Annotated in this window: 19 protein-coding genes; 13 read left to right on the top strand and 6 right to left on the bottom strand. The window is 70.3% G+C overall.

Translation table 11 applies throughout. The features are described 5' to 3' along the window. Positions 1 to 17: 17 nt before the first annotated feature. Positions 18 to 2,309: an excinuclease ABC subunit UvrA gene (locus tag AB0I28_RS37385; protein ID WP_357500810.1), complete on the bottom strand. Its 2,292-nt coding sequence runs from the start codon at positions 2,307 to 2,309 to the stop codon at positions 18 to 20. A 63-nt stretch (positions 2,310 to 2,372) separates the two neighbouring features. Here AB0I28_RS37385 and AB0I28_RS37380 point away from each other — a divergent pair, with 63 nt between their 5' ends. Then, positions 2,373 to 3,380, top strand: a complete 1,008-nt coding sequence (locus AB0I28_RS37380) for a YafY family protein (protein ID WP_357500808.1) — start codon at positions 2,373 to 2,375, stop codon at positions 3,378 to 3,380. On the opposite strand, the gene AB0I28_RS37375 is transcribed toward AB0I28_RS37380, so the two are convergent. From AB0I28_RS37375 to nadA, 3 genes are all read right to left on the bottom strand, one after another. Beyond that, entirely contained in the window at positions 3,377 to 4,042 is a 666-nt protein-coding gene (locus tag AB0I28_RS37375) for a DUF3043 domain-containing protein (RefSeq protein WP_357500805.1), read from the bottom strand. The two genes, AB0I28_RS37380 and AB0I28_RS37375, sit on opposite strands and share 4 nt — an antisense overlap. Before the next feature lie 232 nt (positions 4,043 to 4,274). Beyond that, a complete protein-coding gene (gene murA / locus AB0I28_RS37370; protein ID WP_357500803.1) occupies positions 4,275 to 5,606 on the bottom strand; it encodes a UDP-N-acetylglucosamine 1-carboxyvinyltransferase in 1,332 nt (443 codons plus the stop codon). Between the two features lie 67 nt (positions 5,607 to 5,673). Next, the gene (gene nadA, locus AB0I28_RS37365) at positions 5,674 to 6,843 is read right to left on the bottom strand and encodes a quinolinate synthase NadA (protein WP_357500801.1); all 1,170 of its coding nucleotides are present in this window, start codon (positions 6,841 to 6,843) and stop codon (positions 5,674 to 5,676) included. Positions 6,844 to 6,958: 115 nt separating this feature from the next. Here nadA and AB0I28_RS37360 point away from each other — a divergent pair, with 115 nt between their 5' ends. From AB0I28_RS37360 to AB0I28_RS37350, 3 genes are all read left to right on the top strand, one after another. After that, positions 6,959 to 8,086: a glycerate kinase gene (locus AB0I28_RS37360; protein WP_357500798.1), complete on the top strand. Its 1,128-nt coding sequence runs from the start codon at positions 6,959 to 6,961 to the stop codon at positions 8,084 to 8,086. A 108-nt stretch (positions 8,087 to 8,194) separates the two neighbouring features. Continuing rightward, positions 8,195 to 8,566, top strand: coding sequence for an iron-sulfur cluster assembly accessory protein (locus tag AB0I28_RS37355; RefSeq protein WP_357500796.1), 372 nt, complete (start codon positions 8,195 to 8,197; stop codon positions 8,564 to 8,566). 343 nt (positions 8,567 to 8,909) lie between these two features. Continuing rightward, a complete protein-coding gene (locus tag AB0I28_RS37350) occupies positions 8,910 to 9,887 on the top strand; it encodes a carbohydrate kinase family protein (protein WP_357500793.1) in 978 nt (325 codons plus the stop codon). 71 nt (positions 9,888 to 9,958) lie between these two features. Here AB0I28_RS37350 and AB0I28_RS37345 read toward each other — a convergent pair whose 3' ends face one another. Continuing rightward, positions 9,959 to 10,183: a sulfurtransferase TusA family protein gene (locus tag AB0I28_RS37345; protein WP_357500834.1), complete on the bottom strand. Its 225-nt coding sequence runs from the start codon at positions 10,181 to 10,183 to the stop codon at positions 9,959 to 9,961. Between the two features lie 354 nt (positions 10,184 to 10,537). Here AB0I28_RS37345 and AB0I28_RS37340 point away from each other — a divergent pair, with 354 nt between their 5' ends. From AB0I28_RS37340 to AB0I28_RS37310, 7 genes are all read left to right on the top strand, one after another. Beyond that, positions 10,538 to 11,992 (top strand): ABC transporter substrate-binding protein, encoded by a 1,455-nt coding sequence (locus tag AB0I28_RS37340; RefSeq protein ID WP_357500790.1) that lies wholly within the window; start codon positions 10,538 to 10,540, stop codon positions 11,990 to 11,992. 157 nt (positions 11,993 to 12,149) lie between these two features. Then, positions 12,150 to 13,121 carry an ABC transporter permease gene (locus AB0I28_RS37335; RefSeq protein WP_357500787.1) on the top strand — a complete coding sequence of 324 codons (972 nt, stop codon included), beginning with the start codon at positions 12,150 to 12,152 and terminating at the stop codon, positions 13,119 to 13,121. After that, a complete protein-coding gene (locus tag AB0I28_RS37330) occupies positions 13,114 to 14,031 on the top strand; it encodes an ABC transporter permease (protein ID WP_357500784.1) in 918 nt (305 codons plus the stop codon). The genes AB0I28_RS37335 and AB0I28_RS37330 overlap by 8 nt, the downstream gene beginning before the upstream one ends. Before the next feature lie 4 nt (positions 14,032 to 14,035). Further along, positions 14,036 to 15,070: an ABC transporter ATP-binding protein gene (locus AB0I28_RS37325; RefSeq protein ID WP_357500782.1), complete on the top strand. Its 1,035-nt coding sequence runs from the start codon at positions 14,036 to 14,038 to the stop codon at positions 15,068 to 15,070. Next, positions 15,063 to 16,091, top strand: a complete 1,029-nt coding sequence (locus AB0I28_RS37320; RefSeq protein WP_357500779.1) for a dipeptide ABC transporter ATP-binding protein — start codon at positions 15,063 to 15,065, stop codon at positions 16,089 to 16,091. The genes AB0I28_RS37325 and AB0I28_RS37320 overlap by 8 nt, the downstream gene beginning before the upstream one ends. Positions 16,092 to 16,167: 76 nt before the next feature. Next, the gene (locus tag AB0I28_RS37315) at positions 16,168 to 19,227 is read left to right on the top strand and encodes a BTAD domain-containing putative transcriptional regulator (RefSeq protein WP_357500777.1); all 3,060 of its coding nucleotides are present in this window, start codon (positions 16,168 to 16,170) and stop codon (positions 19,225 to 19,227) included. Positions 19,228 to 19,284: 57 nt separating this feature from the next. Beyond that, entirely contained in the window at positions 19,285 to 22,197 is a 2,913-nt protein-coding gene (locus AB0I28_RS37310) for a BTAD domain-containing putative transcriptional regulator (protein ID WP_357500774.1), read from the top strand. A gap of 676 nt (positions 22,198 to 22,873) precedes the next feature. Here the strand turns inward: AB0I28_RS37310 and AB0I28_RS37305 are convergent. Beyond that, positions 22,874 to 24,019 (bottom strand): aminotransferase class V-fold PLP-dependent enzyme, encoded by a 1,146-nt coding sequence (locus tag AB0I28_RS37305; protein WP_357500771.1) that lies wholly within the window; start codon positions 24,017 to 24,019, stop codon positions 22,874 to 22,876. 161 nt (positions 24,020 to 24,180) lie between these two features. Between AB0I28_RS37305 and coxB the strand changes: the two genes are divergently transcribed. Beyond that, entirely contained in the window at positions 24,181 to 25,071 is an 891-nt protein-coding gene (gene coxB, locus AB0I28_RS37300) for a cytochrome c oxidase subunit II (RefSeq protein ID WP_357500769.1), read from the top strand. Between the two features lie 13 nt (positions 25,072 to 25,084). Next, complete coding sequence (locus AB0I28_RS37295) at positions 25,085 to 25,510, top strand: cytochrome c oxidase subunit 4 (protein ID WP_357500767.1); 426 nt, start codon at positions 25,085 to 25,087, stop codon at positions 25,508 to 25,510. Positions 25,511 to 25,527: the final 17 nt, after the last annotated feature.

Below are 25,527 nucleotides of genomic sequence, written 5' to 3'. Positions count from 1 at the left end.
GCCGGCGGCCCTCCGCCTCAGCCGACGGCCGCGCGCAGGCAGTCGCCGGTCACCGATCCCCTCGCCGACAGCAGTTCGCGCGGCGTTCCGGTGAACACGATCTCGCCGCCGCGCTTGCCGCCGCCGGGCCCGAGGTCGACGATCCAGTCGGCGCGGGCGATGACGTCGAGGTTGTGCTCGATGACCAGCACGGTGTTGCCGTCGTCGACGAGCCGGTCGAGCAGCGCGACCAGGCCGTCCACATCGGACATGTGCAGTCCGGTGGTCGGTTCGTCGAGCACGTAGATCCCGCTCTCGGCGCCCATCCGGGTCGCCAGTTTCAGCCGCTGCCGCTCGCCGCCCGACAGCGTCGAGACCGACTGCCCGAGGCTCAGGTACGACAGTCCGACCTCGACCAGTGCCTCCAGCTTGCGGGCCGTGGCCTTCCCGCCTCGCAGGCCCTCGACGAACCCGGTCGCCTCCTCGGCGGTCATGTCGAGCAGGTCGGCGATCGATTTGCCGCGCACGGTCATGGCCAGGACCTCGTCGTTGAAGCGGCGCCCGCCGCAGGCCTCGCAGGTGGTGCGGACCGGGTCCATGAACGCCAGGTCGGTGTAGATCTCCCCGCGTCCCCCGCACTCGGCGCAGGCGCCGGCCGAGTTGAAGCTGAACATGCCCGGCTTCACGCCGTGCGCGTCGGCGAAGAGTTTGCGGAAGGCGTCCATGACGCCGATGTAGGTGGCCGGGGTCGAGCGGGCCGAGATGCCGATCGACGACTGGTCGACCACGATCGCCTCAGGGTGCTCGGCGGCGAACACACCCGAGACCAGGCTGCTCTTGCCCGAGCCGGCCACGCCCGTGACGACGGTGAGCACTCCGGCCGGGATCTTCGTCCCGGCCCCCTTCAGGTTGTGCAGGTGCGAGGCCGGCACGTCCAGGTGCCCGTTCGCGGTCCGCACGTCCTCCTTGACCACCGGCGGGCGGCGCAGCCCCCGGCCCGTGGGCGTGTCGGCCTGGATCAGCGCGTCGACGGTCCCTTCGAACACGATCCGGCCGCCGTGCGTCCCGGACCCCGGGCCCATGTCGACGACGTGGTCGGCGGTGGCGATGACGTCGCGGTCGTGCTCCACGACGAGCACCGTGTTGCCCTTGTCGCGCAGCCGGCGCAGCAGGTCGTTGAGCCGGTGCACGTCTCTCGGGTGGAGCCCGATGCTGGGCTCGTCGAAGATGTAGGTCATCCCGGTCAGGCTGCTGCCGAGGTGCCGCACGGTCTTGAGGCGCTGGCCCTCGCCCCCCGACAGCGTTGAGGTCCGGCGGTCGAGGCTGAGGTAGCCCAGTCCGATGTCGTCGATGCGCCGCAGCGCGTCGATCGCGCGGGTCGCGATGGGCGTGCCGACGGGGTGGTCGAGGCCGGCGAGCACCTCGATGAGCTCCCCGACCTCCATCGCCGACATCTCGTCGATGCCCAGCCCGGCGACCCGGGTGGCCAGCGCCGCCTTGTTGAGCCGCGCGCCGCCGCACTCTTGGCAGACGCCCTCGGTCACGAACCCTCGCACGGTCTCGCGGGTCTTGTCGCTCAGCGCCGAGAGGTCGCGCTTGAGGTAGAGACGCTCGAAGTTCTCCGCCAGCCCCCAGTAGGTGTTGTTGTAGGTCGCGTTGGCGCCGCGCCGCTTCACGGTGAAGCCCTTGCCGTACAGCAGCAGCTCCCACTTGTCGGCCGGGAAGTCCTTCAGCGGCAGATCGGCGTCGAAGAGGCCCGACTCGGCGTAGTACTGCCACGCGACGGTGCCCACGGCCATCGGCGGAAAGAGGATCGCGCCGCCGTTGAGCGACCTGGAGGTGTCGACGAGCTTGTCGAGGTCGAGCCGGTAGGTGTGCCCGAGGCCGTCGCACTCCGGGCACATCCCGGCCGGTTCGTTGAACGAGTAGACCGTCGCCTCACCGGCGGAGGGCTCGCCGACGCGGGAGTAGAGCACCCGCAGGATCGAGTAGACGTCGGTCATCGTGCCGACCGTCGAGCGCGCGCCGCCGCCCACGGGCCGCTGGTCGACCACGATCGCCGGTGACAGGCGGTCGATCGCGTCGGCCTTGGGGCGCTCGTACTTCGGGAGCCGGTTGCGCACGAACCACGTGAAGGTCTCGTTGAGCTGCCGTTGCGACTCCACCGCGACCGTGTCGAACACGATCGAGGACTTCCCCGAGCCGGACACGCCGGTGAAAACGGTGATCTTCTCCTTGGGGATCGCCAGGTTCACGTCGCGCAGGTTGTGCTCCCGCGCGCCGTGGATCTCGATGACGCCCGCATGCCCGTTGAGGTCGTTGTTGTCCATGCACTCGACGCTAACCACGAAGCAGGACAGATCCTGTCACCCTTCGGTGGCATGCTGGAAGGCATGGGCGAGATGACGGATGGCGGGCCGGCGGGCCGGTTGCTCAGCCTGCTGTCCCTCCTGCAGACCGGCCGTGAACTGACCGGCGTCGAGCTGTCCGACCGCCTCGGCGTTACCGTGCGCACCGTCCGCCGCGACATCGGCCGGCTGCGCGAGCTCGGCTACCCCGTCGAGGCCGCCATCGGGGCGATCGGCGGCTACCGCCTGGTCGCGGGGACCGCCATGCCGCCGCTTCTGCTCGACGACGACGAGGCCGTGGCCATCGCCGTCGGCCTGCACGCGGCCGCCGCCGACGCCTCGACCGGGCTGGGGGAGACCACCGTGCGTGCGCTGGCCAAGATCGAGCAGGTGCTGCCCGGGAGGCTGCGCGGTCGCGTTGAGGCCGTCACGGGCGCCACGGAGTCCCTCACCGGCATGCTGCGCGGTGGCGCGCCCGCCGCCACGCCCCTCGAACCGGCCGTCCTGTCCGCGCTGGCCGCTGCCTGCCAGCGCGGACAGCGCCTGCGTTTCGGATACGACGCCAAGAACGGCGAGACCACCCGCCGGCACGCCGACCCGCACCGCCTCGTCACCGCCGACGGCCGCTGGTACCTCGTCGCCTACGACCTCGACCGCCACGACTGGCGCACCTTCCGCGCCGACCGCGTCACCGCGCCCGAGGCGACCGGCGCCCGCGCAGCCCGCCACGAACTGCCCGCCGTGGACGCCGCGACCTTCGTCGCCGAGTCCATCACGAGCTTCCGAGCCCGGTGGCGGGCGCGGGTCGTCCTCCACACGAACATCGAGGACGCCCGCGCCCGCCTCCCGGGCGGTACGGGCGTCCTCGAAGAGATCGACGCGCATAACTGCCTGCTGCTCACCGGCGGCGACGCCCTCGACTGGCTGGCCATGCGGCTCGCCCTGCTGGACGTGCCCCTCCATGTACGCGAACCGCCCGAGCTCGCCGCATACATGCGGCGGCTCGGGCGGCGGATGACCGAGGCGGGGTCTTCCCCGTCGGAGACGTCCTAGGCGACCTTGTCGCCGGTCTTGACCTGCGGGCGCGGCATGCGCAGCTTGCGGATCATGATGAAGCGCATGCACACGTACCAGTAGAGGCCCGGCTTCTTCACCGTGGAGTTCGGGAACTTCGCCTTGATCGCCTTGCTGACCTTCCGGCAGATGATCACGGCCTCGACCACGAACGCCAGGAGCATGAACACCCACAGACCCGTGGAGACGTTGCGCACCATCTCCGGCATGCCCGGCTGGCTGGTCACCAGCACCACCAGCACCACCAGGAAGAAGAACTGGGAGATCGTGAAGCGGCTGTCGACGATGTCTCGCGCCAGCTTGCGCTCGGGACCCCGGTCGCGCGGCATGTGGTACTTGTCGTAGGCCGGGTCGCCCCGGTCCAGGCCCGCCTGGATCTCCACCCGCCGGGCCCGCTGCTCACCGCGCTCCTGCTTCGACTTCTCGCGCCGGCGGGCCGCCGACTCCTTGCGGTTGGTCGGCGGCGGGACGTACGGGCCCCGCTTGCCGGTACCGCGCTTGGGCGTGGGGGTGGCCTTGTCACGGCCGGAACCGCTCGCTTTCTTCGGACCGAGGTCGACGGCCTCGGTCTCTTCGGCGGCCTCGGTCACATCAGCGGTGGCCGCGTCGTCTTTTTCAGCGCGGCGGAACAGGGAAGACACGGCCGCAAGGATAGTCGAGGCGGCGGGCCGTCCGTCGAGGCGTACGGCCCGCCGTTCGTCACAGTCGTTCGATCACTCACACCGGGGACCCGGCAGAAGCCTCCCGGCCGGGGCGAGTCCCGTTTCGTGGCTTACTCACGGCGGGGACCCGGCAGGAGCTTTCCCACCGGGGCGCCGAGCCCGATCCCATGCCTTTCAGGCGGTTTCGTTCGCGCCGCCCAAGTCAACAGAGCTAAGGCCGCTCGGTGCGCGCCCCGAGGGCGCCCAGCTTGCCGTCGAAGTCCTCGTAACCGCGCGAGATGTACCGGTCGACGCCGTAGACCCGGGAGGTCCCCTCGGCGGCCAGCGCGGCGATCAGGTGGCTGAACCCGGCCCGCAGGTCGGGGATCTGCAGGTCGGCGGCGTGCAGCTTGCTCGGCCCGGCGATGACCGCCGAGTGGAGGAAGTTGCGGCGCCCCCACCGGCAGGGCGTCCCGCCGAGGCACTCCGAGTAGAGCTGGATGTTGGCGCCCATCTGGCGCAGCTCGGTGGTGTAGCCGAAGCGGCGCTCGTAGACCGTCTCGTGCACGATCGACAGCCCGCGCGCCTGCGTGAGGGCGACCACCAGCGGCTGCTGCCAGTCGGTCATCAGGCCCGGGTGCACGTCGGTCTCCAGCGCGACCGGCTGAAGCTCGCCGCCGGGGTGCCAGAAGCGGATTCCGCCCCCGATGGGGGAGTCGTCGACGGAGAACGCGCCGCCCACCGAGCGGTAGACGTTGAGGAAGGTCATCATGTCGGCCTGGCGGGCACCGCGCACGAAGATCTCGCCGTGCGTGGCCAGTGCCGCCGCGCCCCAGCTGGCCGCCTCGATCCGGTCGGGGATCGGCCGGTGCGAGTAGCCCGAGAGCTTCTCCACACCCTGGATCTCGATGACCCGGTCGGTGTGGACCTTGATGATCGCGCCCATCTTCTGCAGCACGCAGATCAGGTCGACGATCTCGGGCTCGACGGCCGCGTTGCGCAGCTCGGTGACGCCGTCGGCGAGGACCGCCGTCAACAGCACCTGCTCGGTCGAACCGACCGAGGGGTAGTCGAGCTCGTACTTGATACCGCGCAGCCGCTGCGGCGCCGACAGGTGCAGCCCGTCGGGCCGCTTGTCGACGACCGCGCCGAACTCGCGCAGCGCCTGGATGTGGAAGTCGATGGGGCGGTCGCCGATCTTGCAGCCGCCCAGGTCGGGGATGAAGGCGTGACCCAGCCGGTGCAGCAGGGGGCCGCAGAGCAGAATCGGAATGCGGCTCGACCCGGCGTGCACGTTGATCTCGTCGACGGCGGCCCGGGTCACGTTCGCCGGGTCCATCACGAGCTCGCCTTCGGGCCCGGTGCCGACGCGCACGCCGTGCGCCTCCAGCAGCCCGGTGACGATCTCGACGTCCCGGATCGCCGGGACGTCGTACAGCGTCGAGGCCGTCTCGCCGAGTACGGCGGCCACCATCGCCTTCGAGACGAGATTCTTCGCGCCGCGGACCTGGATCTCCCCGCGGAGCGGGGTACCGCCGTGGACTACGAGGACGTCTTCACTCAACACTGGCTCCTTAGGCAAGCATCCGACAGCGCCAGCAAGCGAGCATAACGGTCAACTCTGGGAACCGTTAGGGCAGCGCCAGCATCTGGTCGAGCGCCACCCTGGCGTAATGTGCCGTGTCACTGTCCACAGTGATCTGATTGGGAACACGACCGGCGACCAGCTCTTCGAGAGCCCACACCAGGTGCGGCAGGTCGATACGGTTCATGGTGGAGCAGTAACAGACCGTACGGTCGAGGAACATGACGTTCTTGTCGGGGTGCGCCGCAGCGACGCGCCTCACCAGGTTGAGCTCCGTGCCGACCGCCCAGGACGAGCCCGCGGGCGCTTCGTTGATGACTTTGATGATGTATTCGGTCGAACCGACGTAATCGGCCGCTTCCACGACCTCGTGCTTGCACTCGGGGTGCACAAGGACGTTTACCCCGGGAACGCGCTCTCGAATCTCATTGACGCAGTCGAGTGTGAAACGGCCGTGCACCGAGCAGTGCCCGCGCCACAGGATGATCTTCGCGTCGCGCAGCTCCTGCTCGGTCAGGCCGCCGTTGGGCTTGTGCGGGTTGTAGAGCACGCAGTCGTCGAGGCTGAAGCCCATCTCGCGCACCACGGTGTTGCGGCCCAGGTGCTGGTCGGGGAGGAAGAAGACCTTCGAACCCTTCGCGTAGGCCCACTCCAGGGCCCGCTTGGCGTTCGAGGAGGTGCACACCACACCGCCGTTGCGGCCCACGAAGCCCTTGATGTCGGCCGTGGAGTTCATGTAGGTCACCGGCACGACGTCGCCGGCGATTCCCAGGTCGGTGAACAGGTCCCAGGCCTTCTCGACCTGCGTCAGCGCCGCCATGTCGGCCATCGAGCAGCCGGCCGCCAGGTCGGGCAGCACGACCTTCTGGTGCTCCTTGGTGAGGATGTCGGCCGACTCGGCCATGAAGTGCACGCCGCAGAACACGATGTGCTCGGCGTCGGGACGCGCGGCGGCCTGCTGCGCCAGCTTGAAGGAGTCGCCGGTCACGTCGGCGAACTGGATGACCTCGTCGCGCTGGTAGTGGTGCCCGAGGATGAACACCGAGCTGCCGAGCTTCTCCTTGGCGGCCTTCGCACGCGCGACCAGATCCGGGTCGCTGGGCTCGGGCAGCTCGCCGGGACAGTCGACGCCCTTCTCCGAATCCGCGTCGGTACCGCGGCCGAGCAGCAGCAACGCGGTCGCGGTCGGTGCGGGCTCGGCCCAGGTTTCGGTCATCGCCGTTCCTCTCCAAGGGCCCCACGATTGGTAGGGGTGAGGCAACCGCGTCAATGCTGCCACTCGGCTCCGCCCGCCAGGCCGCTACGGTCCGGTCACTTGTAGCGTTCGGGCCATGCGCGTGTTGATCTGTCCCGACAAGTTCGCAGGTACCTTGTCCGCTCCCGAGGTCGCCGAGGCGCTGGCCGAGGGCTGGGGCTCGGTCGCCGCTGAGAGCAAGCTCACCCGCAGGCCCCTCGCCGACGGCGGTCCCGGCTTCGTGGAAGTCCTGGCCACGGCCCTGGGCGGCACCCGTATCCCGGTCTCGACCGTCGACCCGCTCGGCCGCCCGGCGGCCGGGGAGGTCCTCCTCGCCGACGGCGTGGCCTACGTCGAGAGCGCGCAGGCGTGCGGCCTCCACCTCCTGGCCCCCGAGGAACGCGACCCGCGCCGGGCGACCTCCTTCGGCCTCGGCGCGCTGCTCGCCGCCGCGGCCGAGTCCGGCGCCCGGACGGTCGTCGTCGGCCTCGGCGGCTCGGCCACCAACGACGGCGGCGCCGGAATGCTCGCCGCGCTCGGTGCGGCTCCCGTCGACGCCACCGGGACGGTCCTCCCGTACGGGGGAGCGGCCCTCGCCGACTGCGACCGCCTGTCCGGCACGGCCGCGCTGCGCGGCATCCGCCTGGTCGCGGCCACCGACGTCGACAACCCCCTGTGCGGGCTGCACGGCGCCTCCAACGTCTTCGGCCCGCAGAAGGGCGCGAGCCGCGAGGACGTCCTGACGCTCGACGCCGTCCTCGAACGCTTCGCCGCGGTCTTGGCCCGCGACGTGCCCGGCTGCCCGCCCGGCGTGCGCGACCTGCCCGGCGCCGGCGCCGCCGGCGGCATCGGCGCGGCCCTGTTCGCGCTGGGCGCCACCCGCGAGTCGGGCGTCGACCTGGTGCGCTCGGCCACCGGCCTCGACGCCGCACTCGATGCCGCCGACCTGGTCATCACCGGTGAGGGCTCCTTCGACTTCCAGTCGCTGCGCGGCAAGCTCGTCTCAGGCGTGGCCGCCGCGGCGACCGAGCGGGGCATCCCCTGCGTCGTCGTCGCCGGGCAGGTCAGCGTCGGCAGGCGTGAGGCCTCCTCGGCAGGCGTCACCGAGACCCACTCGCTCGTCGACCACTTCGGCTCCGTCGAGCAGGCCATGGCCGAGCCCGCCGAGGGCCTGCGCGCCCTGGCCGCCAGGCTCGCGCGGCAGTGGGACCGGCCCTCCGGGTGACATGACCCACACGTCGGGGCCACGCCCGGAGGAATAGCGCGGGAATGTGGGCGTGCCGGGCATGGTTCGTTACGGTGGGACCTAGCAACCGTCGACAGGGAGCAGCAAGTGACTAGTACAGAGACCACGCCGGAGGCCACCGAGGCCCCGGTCGCCACGGGCGCCAGCCTGACCGCGAACGCCGCCGAGAAGGTCAAGAACCTCCTCGCGCAAGAAGAGCGCGACGACCTGCGCCTGCGCGTGGCGGTCCAGCCGGGTGGCTGTTCGGGACTGCGCTACCAGTTGTTCTTCGACGAGCGCTCCCTGGACGGCGACCAGACCACCGCCTATGACGGCTTCGAGCTCGTCATCGACCGGATGAGCGTCCCGTACCTCGTGGGCGCCAGCATCGACTTCGTCGACCGGATCGACGCGCAGGGCTTCACCATCGACAACCCCAACGCGGGCGGATCCTGCGCCTGCGGCGACTCGTTCCACTAGTCGCTCGGGGTAGTCACAGGCTCGGGGTGGTCAAAGGCCCGGGGCCGGAGAGCAGCACGGCCGGTTCGTGCCGGACTGCGGCGCGTTTCCCCGAAGGCGCCCGGTGCGCCCATCGGGTCGCGCACCACGCGGATGTGAGGGTCCCGCCCACTTGGGCGGGACCTTTTCCCTTGTCCGGTTCACGCCGCGTCCTGCGCGCCGCCCGGACGGTGCTCCCGCCCACATCGCGGGCCGACACGCTCGCCGTCGGCGATGGCGGGGCGTCTCGCCCCGCTATATTGTTTCGCGGCCCGGCCAAGCCCGTGCGCCGGAAGACCACCGACATCCACAGGGACCTCTCTTCATGAAGATCGCCGTCACCGGCTCGATCGCCACCGACCACCTCATGCACTTCCCGGGCCGTTTCTCCGGTCAGCTCATCGCCGAGAAGCTGGACAAGGTCTCACTGTCCTTCCTCGTCGACGACCTGGTGCTGCGACGCGGCGGTATCGCGGCGAACATCTGCTACGGGATGGCCCAACTCGGTCTCAGCCCGATCCTGGTCGGCGCCGTCGGTGCCGACTTCGACGAGTACCGCGCGCACCTGAAGTCCTACGGCGTCGACTGCGACTCCGTCTACGTCAGCGACACCGCGCACACCGCGCGCTTCGTGTGCACCACCGACGAGGACATGTGCCAGATCGCGTCCTTCTACGCCGGCGCGATGGCCGAGGCGGGCAACATCGAACTCGCGCCGATCGCCGAGCGCTCCGCCGGGCTCGACCTGGTGCTGGTGTGCGCCAACGACCCCGCCGCGATGCTGCGGCACAGCGCCGAGTGCCGCGAACTCGGCCTGCGCTTCGCCGCCGACCCTTCGCAGCAGTTGGCCCGGCTCGACGGTGAGGGCGTGCGCAACCTCATCACCGGCGCGGAGTTCCTGCTCACCAACGAGTACGAGAAGGAACTGCTGGAGAGCAAGACCGGGCTCAGCGACGCCGAGGTCCTCGACTTCGTGACGGTCCGCGTCACCACGCTCGGCAAGGACGGCGTGGAGATCACCGGACGGGGCATGGAGACCATCCACGTGCCCGTCGCCCGCGAGATCAAGGCCTACGACCCGACGGGTGTCGGCGACGGCTTCCGCGCGGGCTTCTTCTCGGCGCTGTCGTGGGGCCTGCCGCTGCGCCGCGCCGCCGAGATCGGCAGCCTCATGGCGACCCTCGTCCTGGAGACGGTCGGCACGCAGGAGTACACCGTCAGCCGCGAGGAGTTCGTCAAGCGCCTCGGCGAGTCCTATGGACCGGCGAGCGCGGCCGAGGCCGCGGGATACCTCGGGGTCTGACCCTTCAGCGACCGCAAGACCCGACAGCGCACGGTGATTCTCACCGTGCGCTGTGTGCTTTCCCGGATGGTTCAGAGCCGAACGTCGTATGCCGCCACGCCATCCACTATGGACACGCCGAGGAACTCACGGTCGCGCATCCGGCACCACGCCGGGATGTCCAGCGCGGCCGCCGGATCGTCGGCCAGAACCCTGACGATCGTTCCGGGCGCGGCATGTCCACTGTGTTTCGCGAGGTTAATGACGGGCAGAGGGCATCGCTTCCCCCGGCAGTCGAGTACGTCCACGCCCTCCAGTCTAGTGATCGGTTCGTCACGCGGCGCATTTCACCCAGCTGGCCACGATCAAGCGACTCATCGGTATCAGCTCGGTAACACCTCTTCCAATCTGGAATGCGCTCGGTCAGGGTGATGGCACGCACGTGGTCCACATGGGAGGCGTGCTTTCCGTGCCCACATATACATAGGAGGCTGAGGATGCGCATCACGCGTGTCATTGCCCTCGCTGCCGCAACGGCGCTCGTGGTGAGTGCATGTAGCAGTGGTGGAGACTCTGGCGAGACCGGGACAGACGGCACGATCACGCTGTCCATGGGAACCGACCCGGGCCACACTCTTCCGCCTGACGCGACCGAGTCCGTCAGTGCGACCTTGATCAACCTGGTCCACGATGGACTGTTCGACTACGACACCACCGGAAAGCTCATCCCGGTGATCGCCGAGGCGGTGCCGACCAGCACCGACAACATCAACTGGACCATCAAGATCAAGTCCGGTCTGAAGTTCCAGAACGGTGAGCCGGTCGACGCCGAGGCCTTCGTGCGCGCCTGGAACTACGGCGCCTACGGCCCTAACGCCATGGGCGGCTCGTACTTCTACAGCCGCATCAAGGGCGCGGCCGACATGACGAGCGAGGACCCGGACGGCGACGGCCCGAAGGAAGCCCCGAAGCCGAAGGCCGAGGCCCTCACCGGTCTGAAGGCCGTCGACGCCACCACCCTGCAGGTCGAGTTGGAGAAGCCCTTCTCCGGCTTCCCGACGATGCTGGGCTACCTGGTCTTCTACCCGATGGCCAAGGCCTGCATCGAAGCCGTGGACACCTGCAAGGACAAGCCGATCGGGAACGGTCCCTTCCAGCTCAAGAGCTGGAACAAGGGCGTCGACCTGACGGTCGAGCGCTGGGAGGAGTACGCGGGCGAGAAGCCGGCCTACAAGACCCTCACCTGGAAGATCTTCCCCGACGGTGCGCCGACCTACCCGGACTTCTTGGCCGGTCAGCTCGACTTCGAGACCGTTCCCGAGGCCGACTACGACACGGCGAAGTCCAGCCTGGGCGAGCGTCTGCTGGAGGTTCCGACCCCCTCGCTGAGCTACCTCGGCTTCCCCGTCTACGACGACTTCTACAAGGACAAGAGGATCCGTCAGGCCCTCTCCCTCGCCGTGGACCGTGAGCTGCTGAACACCGCGCTGTACCAGGGCCGCTACCAGGTCGCGACGAGCTTCTCGCCGGCCGGCATCATCCCGGGCGCGGTCGAGGGCACCTGCGCCTACTGCGTGCTGGACGTCGACAAGGCCAAGGCTCTGATCGAAGAGGCCGGTGGCTGGCCCGAGGGCAAGAAGCTGAAGCTGTGGATCAACACGGCCGCTTCGGGTGCCAACGAGAAGTGGGTCAAGGCCTTCGGTGACCAGATCAAGCAGAACCTCGGCATCGAGTTCGAGTACGAGCTCGTCGAGTGGAACGCCTACCTGGCCAAGACCCAGGCGCACGAGGTCGACGGTCCCTACCGACTCGGCTGGAGCCCGGACTACCCGCTCAACGAGAACTACCTGACCCCGGTCTGGGGCGGCGGAGCCGACCAGAACCGTTCGGGTTACGAGAACCCGGAGTTCACCGCCCTCCTGGAGGCCGGTGACCAGGCGGCGACGCTCGACGAGGCGATCGCCAAGTACCAGGAGGCCGAGCGCGTCCTGGGTGAGGACATGCCCGGTATCCCGATGTTCTACGCCAAGAGCGCGACCGCCATCGGCGAGAACATCGATCTCGACAGTGTCGTGATCAACCCCGTGCTCGGTGGTGTCGACCTGCGGCTGCTGAAGCTGAAGTAGCCGAGACGGTCGAACACGACCAGTCCGGACCGAAGTGGACGGTGGCTGGCGGGAGTGATACCGCCGGCCACCGTTCTTCGGTCGATACACCTGAGTGACCTGCCCTGGAGAGGAGCGATCTGTGGGGCGTTACGTACTCCGCCGGCTTCTGCAAGCGGTGTTGACCCTGTTTCTGGCACTGTTCCTACTGCACTACCTGACCTCGCTGTCCATTCAGATCAACGGCAATCCGGCTTACGCGTTCTTCGGTCCCCAGATCACGCCCACCCAGGCGCAACTCGACCAGGTGGCCGAGCTCTACCACACCGACCACCCCTGCCTCAAAGAGCCGGGTAACTGGTGCATCGAGAACTTCGGCGAGACCCTCTGGCGCTACGTCCACGGCGACTTCGGCACCAACCTTCAGTTCCGCCCGGTGACCGAGCTGGTGGCCGAGAGGTTGCCGAACACCTTGAGAGTCTTCGCCGTTTCGACCACCGTCTGGGCCCTCGCGGGCATCGGATTGGGGATCGTGGCGGCGATGCGGCGGGAGAAGTTCCTCGACTACTTCATCCGCATGGGCACGATCATCGCCGGGGCGGTGCCGATCTTCCTGATCGTTCTCGCCTTGAAGTACATCGGGGGTGTGGCCATCGGGGACTGGCTGCGCGACACCCTCGGTGAGGAGAACGCGCTGTCCATAATCTTCCGGCCGTCCTTCGACGACAACCACCCGTGGCTGACGATCCTCTTGCCGGGTATCGCGCTGTCGGTCGTCGGAGCGGCCGGTATCGCCCGGCTGATGCGGACGAGCATGCTGGAGAACCTGCGGGCCGACTTCGTGCGCACCGCGAAGGCGAAGGGGCTCAAGCCGAGGCGGGTGATGGTCGCCCACACCCTGCGCAACTCGCTGATCCCGGTGATCACGCTGATCGGACTCTCGTTCGGCGGCGCCCTCGGCGGCACGGTCATCACCGAGGGACTGTGGAACATCAGGGGCATCGGCCAGCTCGTCTTCAACGCCGTGCGGCAGAACGACACACCGATCGTCATCGCGGTGGTGACGATCCTGGTGGTCACCTTCCTGCTGTTCAGCCTCCTGATCGACCTGCTCTACGCCGTACTCGACCCGAGGATCCGCTATGAGTGACACCACCGAACTCATCCGGGAGTCCACCGCGCCGATCGCCCCGAGGAAGCCCGAGAAGAACCGCAACCTCTGGAGCGACGCCTTCCACGAGCTGCGCAAGCGGCCGGTGGTGATCGCGTCCTCGCTGATCATCGTGGTGCTCATCTTCATCGCCGCGTTCCCGGGCCTGTTCACTTCGGAGGACCCCGAGGACTGCCGTCTCGAACGCTTCTACGGTGCGCCCTCGGGCGGGCACTGGTTCGGGTTCGACCAGTTCGGCTGCGACTACTTCTCGATGACCATGTACGGCGCTCGTCCGTCCATCGTGGTCGGTCTGGTGGGCACCACGCTCATCGTCATCTTCGGCAGTGTGCTCGGCGCGGTCGCCGGCTACTACGGCGGTATCTGGGACACGCTGGTCTCGCGCGTGATCGACGTGTTCAACGCGATCCCGTTCGTGCTCGGCGCGATCCTGATCCTGGCCATCTGGCGCTCGGCCGGCGACACGGTCTGGCCGACGATCCTGGCGCTGTCGGTGTTCGGCTGGCCTTTCACGGCACGCATCCTGCGGGCGAGCTTCATCGAGGCGCGCAACCTCGACTACGTGCACGCGGCCCGTTCGCTGGGCGCCTCCGACGGCCGGCTGATGTTCCGGCACATCTTCCCCAACGCGATGGCGCCGATGATGAGCGGCGTGCCGTTGACCATCGGGGCGCTGATCGAGGCCGAGGCGACCTTGTCCTTCCTCGGTCTGGGTCTCAAGCCGCCCACGGTGACCTGGGGGAGCATGATCTCCAACAACGTCGACAAGGTGCTCTCCGGCCACCCGCTGCTGCTGATCGCGCCCGCCCTCTTCCTACTCGCCGCCACGATGTCGTTCGCCCTCCTCGGCGACGCGATCCGTGACGCTCTCGACCCGAAGCTGAGGTGACGCGATGACTGCGAAGGTATCGGTGAAGTCGAACGTCCTCGACGGCCTCGACCCGACCGCGCCGTTGCTGGAGGTCGACAACCTGCAGGTGGAGTTCCACACGCGCGACGGGGTCGCCAAGGCCGTCAACGGAGCCTCGTTCTCCGTCGAGCGCAGTGAGACCCTCGCCGTCGTCGGCGAGTCGGGTTGCGGGAAGTCGGTGACCTCGCAGGCGATCATGGGGATCCTCGAATCCCCGCCGGCGAAGGTCGCCGGCGGCCGGGTCCTGTTCCACGGGGTCGATCTGCTGACGCTGCCCAAGGACACCCGGCGCCGTACGCGGGCCAACCACGTGGCCATGGTGTTCCAGGACGCGCTGTCGGCGCTCAATCCTGTGTGGACGGTCGGGTTCCAGCTCTCGGAGTTGTTCCGCCAGCACCGGGGGATGTCGAAGAAGGACGCGATGAAGCGCTCCCTCGAACTCCTCGACCTGGTGAAGATCCCTGCGGCTGCCCAGCGCATCAAGGAGTATCCGCACCAGTTCTCCGGTGGTATGCGCCAGCGCGTGATGATCGCGATGGCGCTGGCCCTCGATCCGGATCTGCTGATCGCCGACGAGCCGACGACGGCTCTCGACGTGACGGTGCAGGCGCAGATCATGCGCCTGCTCAAGGAGATCCAGGTCGAGCGGCAGATGGGCCTGATCCTGATCACCCATGACCTCGGCGTGGTCGCCGACGTCGCCGACAAGATCAGCGTCATGTACGCCGGGCGGATCGTCGAGCAGGCCGAAGTGCACGAGATCTTCGCCAGGCCCGCGCATCCGTACACCAAGGCGCTGCTGAAGTCGATTCCGCGCCTGGACACCAAGGGCCAGCGGCTGGAGATCATCAAGGGCCTCCCGCCGGTGCTGACGAACATCCCGCCGGGCTGTGCCTTCGCCCCGCGCTGCACGTACGTGCAGGACATCTGCCGGTCCCAGGTGCCGCCGCTGACGGTCGTCGCCTCCGGCCGCGCGTCCGCCTGCCACTTCGCCTCGGAGGTGATCAATGATGTCTAGTCCCCAGGGCAACGGGCAGGTGGCTCTCGAAATCACCGACCTCGTCAAGCACTTCCCGATCCGGCAGGGTGTCGTCTTCAAGACGATCGTCGGTCAGGTCAAGGCCGTCGACGGCGTCAGCCTGACGCTGCGCAAGGGCGAGACCCTCGGCGTGGTCGGGGAGTCCGGCTGCGGCAAGTCGACCCTGGCGAAGCTGCTGGTGGGCCTTGAGAAGTCCACCTCGGGCTCGATCTCGGTGCGCGGTGAGGACGTGACCCGGTTGGGCAACGCCGGGATGCGACGGCTTCGCCGGAACGTGCAGATGGTCTTCCAGGACCCTTACACGTCGCTGAACCCCCGTATGACCGTCGGCGACATCATCGGTGAGCCTTTCGCGATCCACCCGGACGCGGTGCCGAGGGTCGGCCGTCGCAAAGCGGTGCAGGATCTTCTCGATGTCGTCGGTTTGAACCCCGATCACATCAACCGCTATCCGCACCAGTTCTCCGGTGGTCAGCGTCAGCGCATCGGCATCGCCCGCGCGCTCGCGCTCAAACCCGAGATCCTGATCTGCGACGAGCCGGTCTCGGCCCTCGACGTGTCGATCCAGGCGCAGGTCATCAACCTCCTGGAGGAACTCCAGGACGAGCTGGGCCTGTCGTATGTGTTCATCGCGCACGACCTGTCGGTGGTGCGGCACATCGCCGACCGCGTGGCGGTGATGTACCTGGGCAAGATCGCCGAACTCGGTACCGAGGACGAGATCTACGAAGCCCCGATGCACCCCTACACGCAGGCGCTTCTGTCGGCCGTTCCCGTCCCGGATCCGACCCTGCGGGGTCACCGCGACGAGATCGTCCTCGAAGGTGACGTGCCCTCGCCGGCGAACCCGCCCTCGGGCTGCCGCTTCCGCACGCGCTGCTGGAAGGCCACCGAGAAGTGCGCCGCCGAGGAGCCCCTGCTCCAGATCCGGGCCGGTGCCCCGCACCCCAACGCCTGCCACTACGCCGCACCCCGCGACGTCGTGCACGCCGTCGAATAGCGGTTCTTTCCACGAGAAGACGGCCGGAGCCCACATCGCACCGTGGGCTCCGGCCTTTCGCCGCCGGGAGGCCGAAATGACCACGGACAGCACCCCGCGCTTCGACGTGCTCGGCCCCACCGCGCTGCGCGCCGGTGAGACGGAGATCCCGCTCGGCGGGATCCGGTCCCGCGCGGTCTTCGCCGCCCTGGTGTGGAAGCTCGGCCGCACCGTCCCGAGCGAGGAGCTGATCGACCTGATCTGGGGCGAGCAGCCGCCGCGCACGGCCGCCAACCAGCTCCAGATCGCCGTCCACGGTGTGCGAACCGCGCTCGCCGCCGCCGGTCTCGACGCCCACCGGACCCTGCGCCGCCAGGACGGCGGGTACGTCCTCGATCCGCCCGCACGGGTCGTCTGCGACCTCGCCGAGTTCCGGCGGGCCACGGCCGCCGGAGAGAACACCGCACGCGACGGGGACTGGCCGGCGGCACGAGGTCACTACCGGGTCGCGCTCGCCCACTGGCGGGGAGCCGCCTTCCAGGACATCCCGTCACTGGCGGAATCGGCCCCGGCGACGGCTCTGGCCGAGGAGCACCTCGGCGCCGTCGAGTCGCGCATGGTCGCCGACCTGGTCACCGGCGACCACGCCGCCGTCCTCGCCGAAGCCGCCGGGCCCCTGGCCGAAAGCCCGCTGCGCGAACGGATCCGGCACCTGCTCATCCTGGCCCACGCCCTGGCCGGCGACACCGAGCGCGCGCTCGCCGAGTACCGCCGCGTCCGGCGGGCGCTGGCCGAGGAACTCGGGCTGGACCCGGGCCCCGAGCTGACCCGGCTCGCCGATGACGTCCGCGACGGCGACACCGCCGGCGCGGTCGGGCGGATCCGGGGCTGGGTCACCGGCCCGTCCTCGGCCGCCGAACCCGCGCGTCCCATGGAACTCCCGGCCCGGATCCGCGACTTCGTCGGCCGCGGGCGCGAACTCGCCCGGATCGGTGCGGCCCTCGGCGAGGACGGCGCCGTCGTCACCGTCTCGGGCATCGGCGGACTGGGCAAGACCGCGCTGGCCGTCCGCGCGGCCGAGGAGAGACTCGCCGACTTCCCCGGCGGCTGCCTCTTCGTCGACCTGCGCGGAGCGGACGAGGAGCCGCAGAGCCCCTACCGGGCCCAGCGCACACTGCTCACCTCCCTCGGCGTCCCCGACCCCGTCATCCCCTCCGATGAAGCGCGCCGATCGGAGCTCTACGCGGCCGTCCTCGCCGAACGGCGGGTGCTGGTCGTCCTGGACAACGCCTTCGACGCCGGCCAGGTCCGGCCGCTGACACCGGCCGGCCGTTCCGCCTTTCTGGTCACCAGCCGCTCGGCGCTGTCGGACCTTCGCGCGGACCTGCGCATCGGCCTCGACGTCCTCAACGACGAGGAGGCCGCCGACCTGCTGTCGAGGTTCACGTCCGTCGCCCCGGGCGACGCCGAGACCCTGCGGGAACTGATGTCGCTGACCGGACGGTTGCCGCTGGCGCTGCGCATCATCGGCGCCCGCATCGCCCGGCGCCGCGACCTCGACCTGCCCGGAATGGCCGCCCGCCTCGCCGACGAGCAGCGCCGCCTGGACCGTCTCACCGACGGCGACCGGCGCATCCGCTCCTGCATCGCCGTCGGTTACGGCCGGCTCGGCCCGGCCGCCGCCGCGATGCTGTGCGCCATGGCCTCCCTGCCGGTCGCCGACTGCTCGCTCGATCTCATCGCCGAGATGACGGCGACGACCGTCGACGAGGCCCGCCGACTCGCCGACGAGCTCGCCGAGGCCGAACTCCTGCGGGCCGACGGACGCCACCCGCGGCTGGGCGAACGCTACGTCGCCCACGACCTGGTGCGGGTGTACGCCCGCGGCGAGGAAGGCGACACCCGGGCGGCGCGCCGCCGCGGATACCGTCTCCTCGTCCACCTGGTCTCCGTCGCCGACGCGCACCTCGGATACTTCGCCTACATCGCACCCGACCGCGACCAGCCCGCACCGCCCGGCGCGGAAGCGGCGATCGCCCGTGCCGCGGCCCACCCCGGACTCTGGTTCACCGTCGAGCGGGAGCTGCTGGTCGGCGCGGTCGCCGACGCCGCCGTCCTCGGCGAGGCCGACACGGCGTGGCGCCTGAGCGCCGGACTCACCAATGCCTTCGACCACCGCGACCTCGCCGACGACCTCGCCCGGCTCCAGGAGGCCACCGAACCGCTGAGGCCCGGGCTCGGCCCCGACGCGCTCGCCGCGCTGGACTGCCAGAAGGGCGCACTGCTGCGGGCACGCGGCCGGCACCGTGAGATGGTGCCGCTGCTGCGCTCACTGCGGCGCAGGTACCTCGCCCTCGGTGAACCGGCTAGAGCCGGGGCGGTCGCCGCCGACCTCGCCAACGCCTATCTGCCACTGGATCGTCGCCGGCTCGCCGAGGCGACGCTGAACTGGGCGCGCGCCACCCTGGCGAGCGCGGAACCGCAGAGCCCGGCCGTCTCGGCGCAGCGGGGCATCGTCGAGTACGGCAGCGGCAACCACGCCTACTTCCACGACCGGGAGGCCGCCGGGCGGCACTTCGCGGCGGCGCACGTGTTCTTTCGCGAGGCGGCAGACCGCAGCGGCGAGGCGGCCGCGCTCAGCGCGATGGGCGCGGTGGCCCAGCACCTCGGCGACATCGAAGGCGCGATCGAACTCCAGAACGCGGCCATCTCCGTGGCCACGAGATCCGGGGACGTCGTGGGGCTGCTCAACATTCGCCACGTCCTTTCCGGCTGCCACACCGCGGCCGGTGACCATGCGACGGCGGCGGCGATCAACGACGAGGTCATCCGGGCCGTCCGGGAGTTCCGTCACGACTCGTTCCTGGCCAGGGCGCTACAACGCCGCGCGGTCATCCGCAACGCCACCGGCTCCCACACCGAAGCCGTCGCGGCATGCGTCGAGGGCATCGAGGTCGCCAGGCACCACGAGCACGCGCTGGTGGAGCAGACGATGACGACACTGCTGGCCGAGTCCTACCTCGGCGCGGGCCGGCTCGACGAGGCCGAGGACGCGGCCCGGCGCTCCCTCGAACTCCTGCCCGACCGGTCCGGCCGACGCTACGAAGACGTCCGCGAGCTCCTCGACAAGATCGAAGACGCCCGCGACCCCGCCTGACCCTCCCGGACCCACGCACTATCCTCGTCCTCCCACATCGAATCGGGGGAGGGGATCATGGCCGCACCAGTGGTACGGGTGCGGATCCTCGGCCCGGTGGAACTGTCGGTCGACGGCGCCGCGGCACGCCTCGGCGGCCCCCGCGGCCGCGCGCTGCTCACCGCCCTCGCCCTGAGGCCCGGGGAGACCGTCGCCCGCGAGCGCCTCATCACGCAGGTGTGGGGCCCCGAACCACCGAAGACGGCCGCCAACCAACTCCAGATCGCCGTCCACCGCATCCGCGCCGCCCTCACCGCCGCCGGACTCGACGCCACGGCCGTCCTGCGCACCAAGGCCCCCGGCTACGTCCTCGCCGGCGTGGCCACCGACCTCACCGACTTCCGGGGCCTCGTCGGCACGGGCGCCACCGCCGCCGCGGCCGGGAACTGGCCCGCCGCGCGGGAGGCCTTCGCCGCCGCGCTCGCCGAGTGGCGCGGACCCGCCTGCCGCGAACTCGCCTCCGCCGCCGTCGCCGCGCAACTGGAGGAGGAACGCCTCGCCGCGCTCGAACAGCGCATGGTCGCCGACCTCGCCGCCGGCGACACCGCGCCCGTCATCGCCGACGCCACCGCCCTGCTCACCTCGCAACCCCTGCGGGAGCGCACCTGGTACCTGCTCACCCTCGCCCACCTCCTTGCCGGCGACGCCACCGAAGCAGCCGACGCCCACCGCCGCGCCCACGCCGTCATCGCCGAGTCCGTCGGCCTCGACCCCGGCCCCGAACTCGCCGGCCTCGACCCCGCCGCCGACCCGCGCCCGGCGCTCGACGCGGCCCGCGCCTGGATCACCGCCCCCAGCCGCCCCGACATTCCCCACCCCATGCAGCTGCCGCCCGAACCCCGCCACTTCGTCGGACGCGACGGCGAACTCGCCGCCATCGCCGGGGCTCTGACCACCGCGAAGTCCCCGATCGCCATCGAGGGACTCGGAGGCGTCGGCAAGACCACCATCGCCATCCGCGCCGCCCACAACGCCGCCCCCCGCCACCCCGACGGCTGCCTCTACACCGACCTGCGCGGCACCGACGACCCCCGCGACCCGCACCGCGTCCTCGCCTCCTTCCTGCGCTCCCTCGGCGTCGCCGACGGCGCCATCCCCGACGACCCCGCCGAACGCGAACACCTCTACCGCTCGACCCTCGCCGGACGCCGCATGCTCGTCGTCCTCGACGACGCCGCCGGCGCCGACCAGGTCCGTCCCCTGCTGCCACCCGCCGGGTCGGCCGCCCTGGTCGTCAGCCGCACCCGGCTCCACGGCCTCGACGCCGAACGCGTCCCCGTCGACGTCCTCCCGCAAAAAGACGCCGTCACCCTCCTCGCGAGACTGTCCGGCCTGCCCGGCGCCGCCGGCCGCAGCGACCTCGCCGAACTCGCCGCCCTCACCGGTGGCCTGCCTCTCGCCCTCGGCGTCGTCGGCCCCCGGCTCGCCCGCCGACCCCACGCCCTCGCCCGGCTCACCGCCCTGCTCACCGACGAGCAGCGCCGCCTCGACGAACTCAGCGCCGGCGACCGCCGCGTCCGCTCCTGCGTCGAGTTCGCCTACCGCCGCGTCAGCCCCGGCGCGGCCGCCATGCTCCGCGCCGTCTCGGCACTCCCGCTGCCCGAGGCCGGCCTCTGGCTCGCCGCCGCGATGACCGGCGCGACGATCGCCGAGGCCCTCCACCAGGCCCGCGAACTCGCCGACGCCCAGCTCATCCGCCCGGTCCGCGCAGGCTGGGGCCCCGGCACCCGCCTGGGCGTCCACGATCTCGTCGGCTTCTACGCCGTCCACGTCGCCGGCACTGCGGAAGCCTCCCGGCGAGCGCTCGCCACCGGCTACCGGGCGCTGCTGCGCTGCGCCTGGGAGGCCGACGCGCACCTGCCCTACTTCCAGCACCTCACCCCCGCCCTCGGTGAACCCGCCGACGCAGACCCGGCGGCCCTCGACCACGTCCGCGCCGACCCGGCGGCCTGGCTGCGCGCCGAGCACGAAACGCTCCTGGCCGCCGTCGCCGACACCGCCAGACTCGGCGAGACCGACACCTGCTGGCGCCTTGCGACCGTCGCCACCAACCACCTCGAACTGCACGGCCACACCGAAGACCTGCGCCAGATGGCCGAGCACACCGAAACCCTCGACCTGGGCACCACCGCCAGGGCACACGTGCTCTTCAGCCGCACCAAGGGAATGCGCCTCGAAGGCCGCGTCGCCGAGACCGTCTCGATCCTGCGCCGCCTGCGCCGCGACTTCCTCCGCGAAGGCGAGCACGCGCACGCCGCGGCCGTCGCCGCCGACCTGTCCATCGCCTCCCGCCAGACCGGCACCCCGCCACGAGCCCGCGAAGCGCAGCTGCGCTGGGCACTCGCGCGGCTCGGCCACCGCGAACGCGACCACCGCGAACGCGGCCTGCGCGGCTGGGTGCTGGTCATGCTCGGCAACCTCCTCGCGCCCGCCGACGCCGCCGAGGACGCCTATACCGAGGCTCTCGCCGAGTTCCGGCGCTGCGGCGACCGCGTCGGCGAGGCCAACGCCCTCACCATGACCGGCGTCGTCGCCTACCGGCGCGGTGACCACGACACCGCCCTGGCCCTGTTCCGGCGCTGCGTCGACCTGCACGCCGAACTCGGCGACACCCCCGGCCGCCTGTTCGCCGAGCAGTACACCGTCGGCGCCCTGGTCTCCGCCGGACGGCTCGGCGCCGCCGCGACCGCCTCCGACACCGTGATCGAAGCCCTCGCCGCCTTCCCCTACCCCGTCCTGCTCATCGGCGCCCTGCGCGTCCGCGGCGTCATCCACCTCCTGAGCGGGGAACACGACCGCGCCGAGGCCGTCCTCGCCGAGAGCGCCCGCCTGGCCACCGCCGCGGACCTTCCCGAACTCGCCGACAAGGCCGCGCGTGTCCTCCGCGACGGACCCGTCCGGCCCGACGAAGCGCTGGAGATCGCGCTGTGAACGCTCACCTCGGCATACTCGGGCATTCGAACTGACCGTCGGCGTCTTCCCGCTCAACGTCGACGGAAGCTGCGCGAGAGCCTGCCGATCGCGAGTCGGCTGCGCCCAGGACGCGTTGCGAGCCGCCGACGTCGTCGTCGGCGGGCCGAGGCGGCCCTGCGGCACTTCACCGAGGCCGGCTCCCGCGTCAGGGATGGCCGGGCGCTGGTGTTCCTCGGCGCGGTGCTCCAGCGACGCCGCGACAACCACTCCGCGCATCGGTCTCCGCGCAGGACCCCGACCTCGAACGCGCCGTAGCCCGTTTCGAGGCCGCGAGTCCCCCGTCGAGCACTTTTCTCCACCATGCGGAAATACCGCCCGTCCGCCCAGCGCACGGCCCTTTCCGCCCACCCCCGACCTGACCCGAAAAGCGTTCCCGGCAGCCCGGTAAACGCCGTTCCACCAGCCGTAAAGCGCAAATAAAGCGCCCGCCTTTACTGTTGCGCCGACGACAACGAAGCCGAAAGCCTTGACCCGTCCACCGGCTCGCACGCAAGCCGGTGTGGGCGGGCTGCCCAAGGCGGCAAGGCGCGACTGGGGCCGGCTTCGCTGTCACCGGGGCGGCAATGACGGGCCGCTTCGGCGAGGTGCCCGCCGGTCAGGTCCAGTGCCCGGGTCCTGACCGGCCGGCCCTCCTTCACAGTCCCGTGACCCCGGACTCCTCGCGCAGCCTGGCCACGATCCCCGGCAGCACACGCAGGAAACGGTCGACGTCCCCGGCGGTCACGCCACGGTGGAGGGACAGCCGCACATTGCCGTGAGAAAGGACACCCATGGCCTCCAGGACATGGGACGGCCGCAGCGTCGAGGAGGTGCACGACGAACCCGACGACACCGCGAAACCCTCCCGGTCGAGCGCCGACAGGATCGCCTCTCCGTCCACGTAGAGACATGAGAACGTCACCAGGTGCGGGAGCCTCTCGTCGGGATCCCCGACCACCTCCACGTCCGGGACCAGCAGCGGCACCTGCTCGCGGACCAGCGCCGTCAGCGACCGCAGCCGCTCCGCCAGCTCCGCCGCCTCGCCGGCCGCCGCCCGCAGCGACGCCGCCGCCGCGACCACGCTGGGCAGATTCACCGCTCCCGGCGCGCCGGTCTCGTTGGCGTCCGACGGCCACGGCGACTCCCAGCGCGTCCCCCGCCGCACCCCGAGGACGCCCACTCCAGGCGGTCCGCCCCATTTGCGGGCGCTCAGCGACAGCAGCGACCAGCCCGAGGGCACCCCGCCCGGCCACGTCGCGCTCTGCGCCGCGTCGACGAACAGCGGCACCCCCGCCTCCGCGCACATCTCCGCGACCGCACCGACCGGCTGCACCGTCCCCGCCTCGTGACTGGCGCTGATCAGCGCCGCCAGCGCCACACCCGGCGCCGACACCGCCTCGGCGAAGGCCCCGGCGTCGACGCGCCCGGCCCGGTCCACCCCGACCGGCACCGCCCGCCCGCCGTCGCGCTCATGGGCCTCGGCGGCGTGCAGCACCGCCGAATGCTCGATCGCCGAGTGAACGAGGACGTCCCCGGCCCGGGCCCGTCCGCGCAGACCGCCGAGCACCGCCGCGTGGGCCGCCTGCGTCCCGTTCGCGGTGAAGTTGATCTCGTCGGGACGCGCGCCGACGACCGCCGCGACGGCCTCGCGAGACGCGTCGAGCAGCTGCCGGGCACGGCGCGAGGCGCTGTACAACTTGGACGGATCGGCCCAGCCGTCGGCCAAAGCCGCAGCCAGTGCCTGGGACGCGGCGGGGTGCAGTGGAAACGCGCTCGCGGCGTCGAAATAGGTCGAGGACACGCACGACAATATTCCACCCCGTGGTGCGACCAAGCCGTTTAGTCCAGTAGTCTGCCGACGTTGGTGCCCAAGGACCGAATCACCGGTCGACGATTCTTCGCCGCACCGTGTCGCCCCCGCCGAAGCGGTGGGAGAGGATCGAAATAGGAAGGCAGGAGCAGGTGGCCGCGAGCCCATCGTCCGCAGCTTCCCGGCGGTTCAGCCGGCTGATCGGTCTCAGCGTCGTCGGCGCGGTCCTCACCACGGTCCTGGCGGGCTGTTCGGTGGAGGACGCCTTCTACTTCGGGTGGCCGCGCACGCAGCCCAGCCCGCAGTCGGAGCAGATGTTCGACATGTGGATCTACTCCGCGATCGCCGCGCTGGCCGTCGGCGTATTCGTGTGGGGCCTCATCTTCTGGTGCGTCATCCGCTACCGCAAGAAGGGTGAGGAACTGCCCCCGCAGACCCGCTACAACCTCCCGATGGAGCTGTTGTTCACGGTCACGCCGTTCATCATCATCGCGGTCCTCTTCTACTACACCGCGATCATCCAGAGCAACGTCACCAAGGTCGACGAGAACCCTGACCAGACCATTCAGGTCACGGCGTTCAAGTGGAACTGGCAGTTCCAGTACCCGGCGACGGGCACCGACCCGAACGCCAAGGACGCCGAGGACGTCACCACCACCGGTGACAGCGACATCATCCCCATCCTCGTGGTCCCCACCGGCCAGAACATCAGGTTCCTCGAGGACAGCGCGGACGTCATCCACTCCTTCTGGGTCCCCGACCTGCTCTTCAAGCGCGACGTGATCCCCGGCGTGACCAACCAGTTCCAGGTCACCATCAACATCCCGGGCGCCTACGTCGGCCGCTGCGCCGAGCTGTGCGGCACGTACCACTCGATGATGAACTTCGAGGTCCGCGCGGTCCCGCTCGACGACTACAACGCCTACATCCAGCACCGGGTAGACGGCATGACCACGCAGGACGCGCTGTCCGCGATCGGTCAGGAGCCCTACGCGGTCACCACCAAGCCGTTCGACACAGACCGCCAGGCCGAGCAGGGCTAAGGGAGTCGTCGAGATGAAAACCGAAGCGAAAATTTTCCACGTCATCTGGGTGACCCTCCTCGTCTTCGCCGGCGGCTACGTCTGGTGGGCCAAGGCCGTCGACGGGAAGATCGAATGGGTCGGCACCGTCGCGCTGGTCCTGTCGGCCTGCCTCATCGCCATGTGCGGTCTCTACTTCTCCTTCGTCGCGCGCCGCATCGACCCGCGCCCCGAAGACCGCGAGGACGGGGAGATGGCCGAAGGCGCCGGCGAGGTCGGCTTCTTCAGCCCCGGCAGCTACTGGCCCTTCGGCATCGCGGCCACCTGCACCATCGCCGGAGTCGGCGTGGTGTTCTGGTACCCGTGGCTGATCGCGGTCGGCCTCATCGCCGTCCTGGTCACCGTCGGCGGGCTGCTGTTCGAGTACTACACCGGTACCCGCCGTCTCGGTCCCGAATAGCCAGCGGACCCTTCCAC

The sequence above is a fragment of the Phytomonospora sp. NPDC050363 genome (assembly GCF_040655735.1).
Taxonomy (GTDB): domain Bacteria; phylum Actinomycetota; class Actinomycetes; order Mycobacteriales; family Micromonosporaceae; genus Phytomonospora.
This window is presented reverse-complemented; position numbering and strand designations above follow the sequence as displayed.

Coding starts and splice junctions, on each gene's coding strand:
- AB0I28_RS37310 (WP_357500774.1), top strand. CDS start 19,285: ATGGCCGCACCAGTGGTACGGGTGCGGATCCTCGGCCCGGTGGAACTG.
- AB0I28_RS37360 (WP_357500798.1), top strand. CDS start 6,959: ATGCGCGTGTTGATCTGTCCCGACAAGTTCGCAGGTACCTTGTCCGCT.
- AB0I28_RS37350 (WP_357500793.1), top strand. CDS start 8,910: ATGAAGATCGCCGTCACCGGCTCGATCGCCACCGACCACCTCATGCAC.
- AB0I28_RS37380 (WP_357500808.1), top strand. CDS start 2,373: ATGGGCGAGATGACGGATGGCGGGCCGGCGGGCCGGTTGCTCAGCCTG.
- AB0I28_RS37315 (WP_357500777.1), top strand. CDS start 16,168: ATGACCACGGACAGCACCCCGCGCTTCGACGTGCTCGGCCCCACCGCG.
- AB0I28_RS37385 (WP_357500810.1), bottom strand. CDS start 2,309: ATGGACAACAACGACCTCAACGGGCATGCGGGCGTCATCGAGATCCAC.
- AB0I28_RS37320 (WP_357500779.1), top strand. CDS start 15,063: ATGTCTAGTCCCCAGGGCAACGGGCAGGTGGCTCTCGAAATCACCGAC.
- AB0I28_RS37330 (WP_357500784.1), top strand. CDS start 13,114: ATGAGTGACACCACCGAACTCATCCGGGAGTCCACCGCGCCGATCGCC.
- AB0I28_RS37325 (WP_357500782.1), top strand. CDS start 14,036: ATGACTGCGAAGGTATCGGTGAAGTCGAACGTCCTCGACGGCCTCGAC.
- nadA (WP_357500801.1), bottom strand. CDS start 6,843: ATGACCGAAACCTGGGCCGAGCCCGCACCGACCGCGACCGCGTTGCTG.
- AB0I28_RS37295 (WP_357500767.1), top strand. CDS start 25,085: ATGAAAACCGAAGCGAAAATTTTCCACGTCATCTGGGTGACCCTCCTC.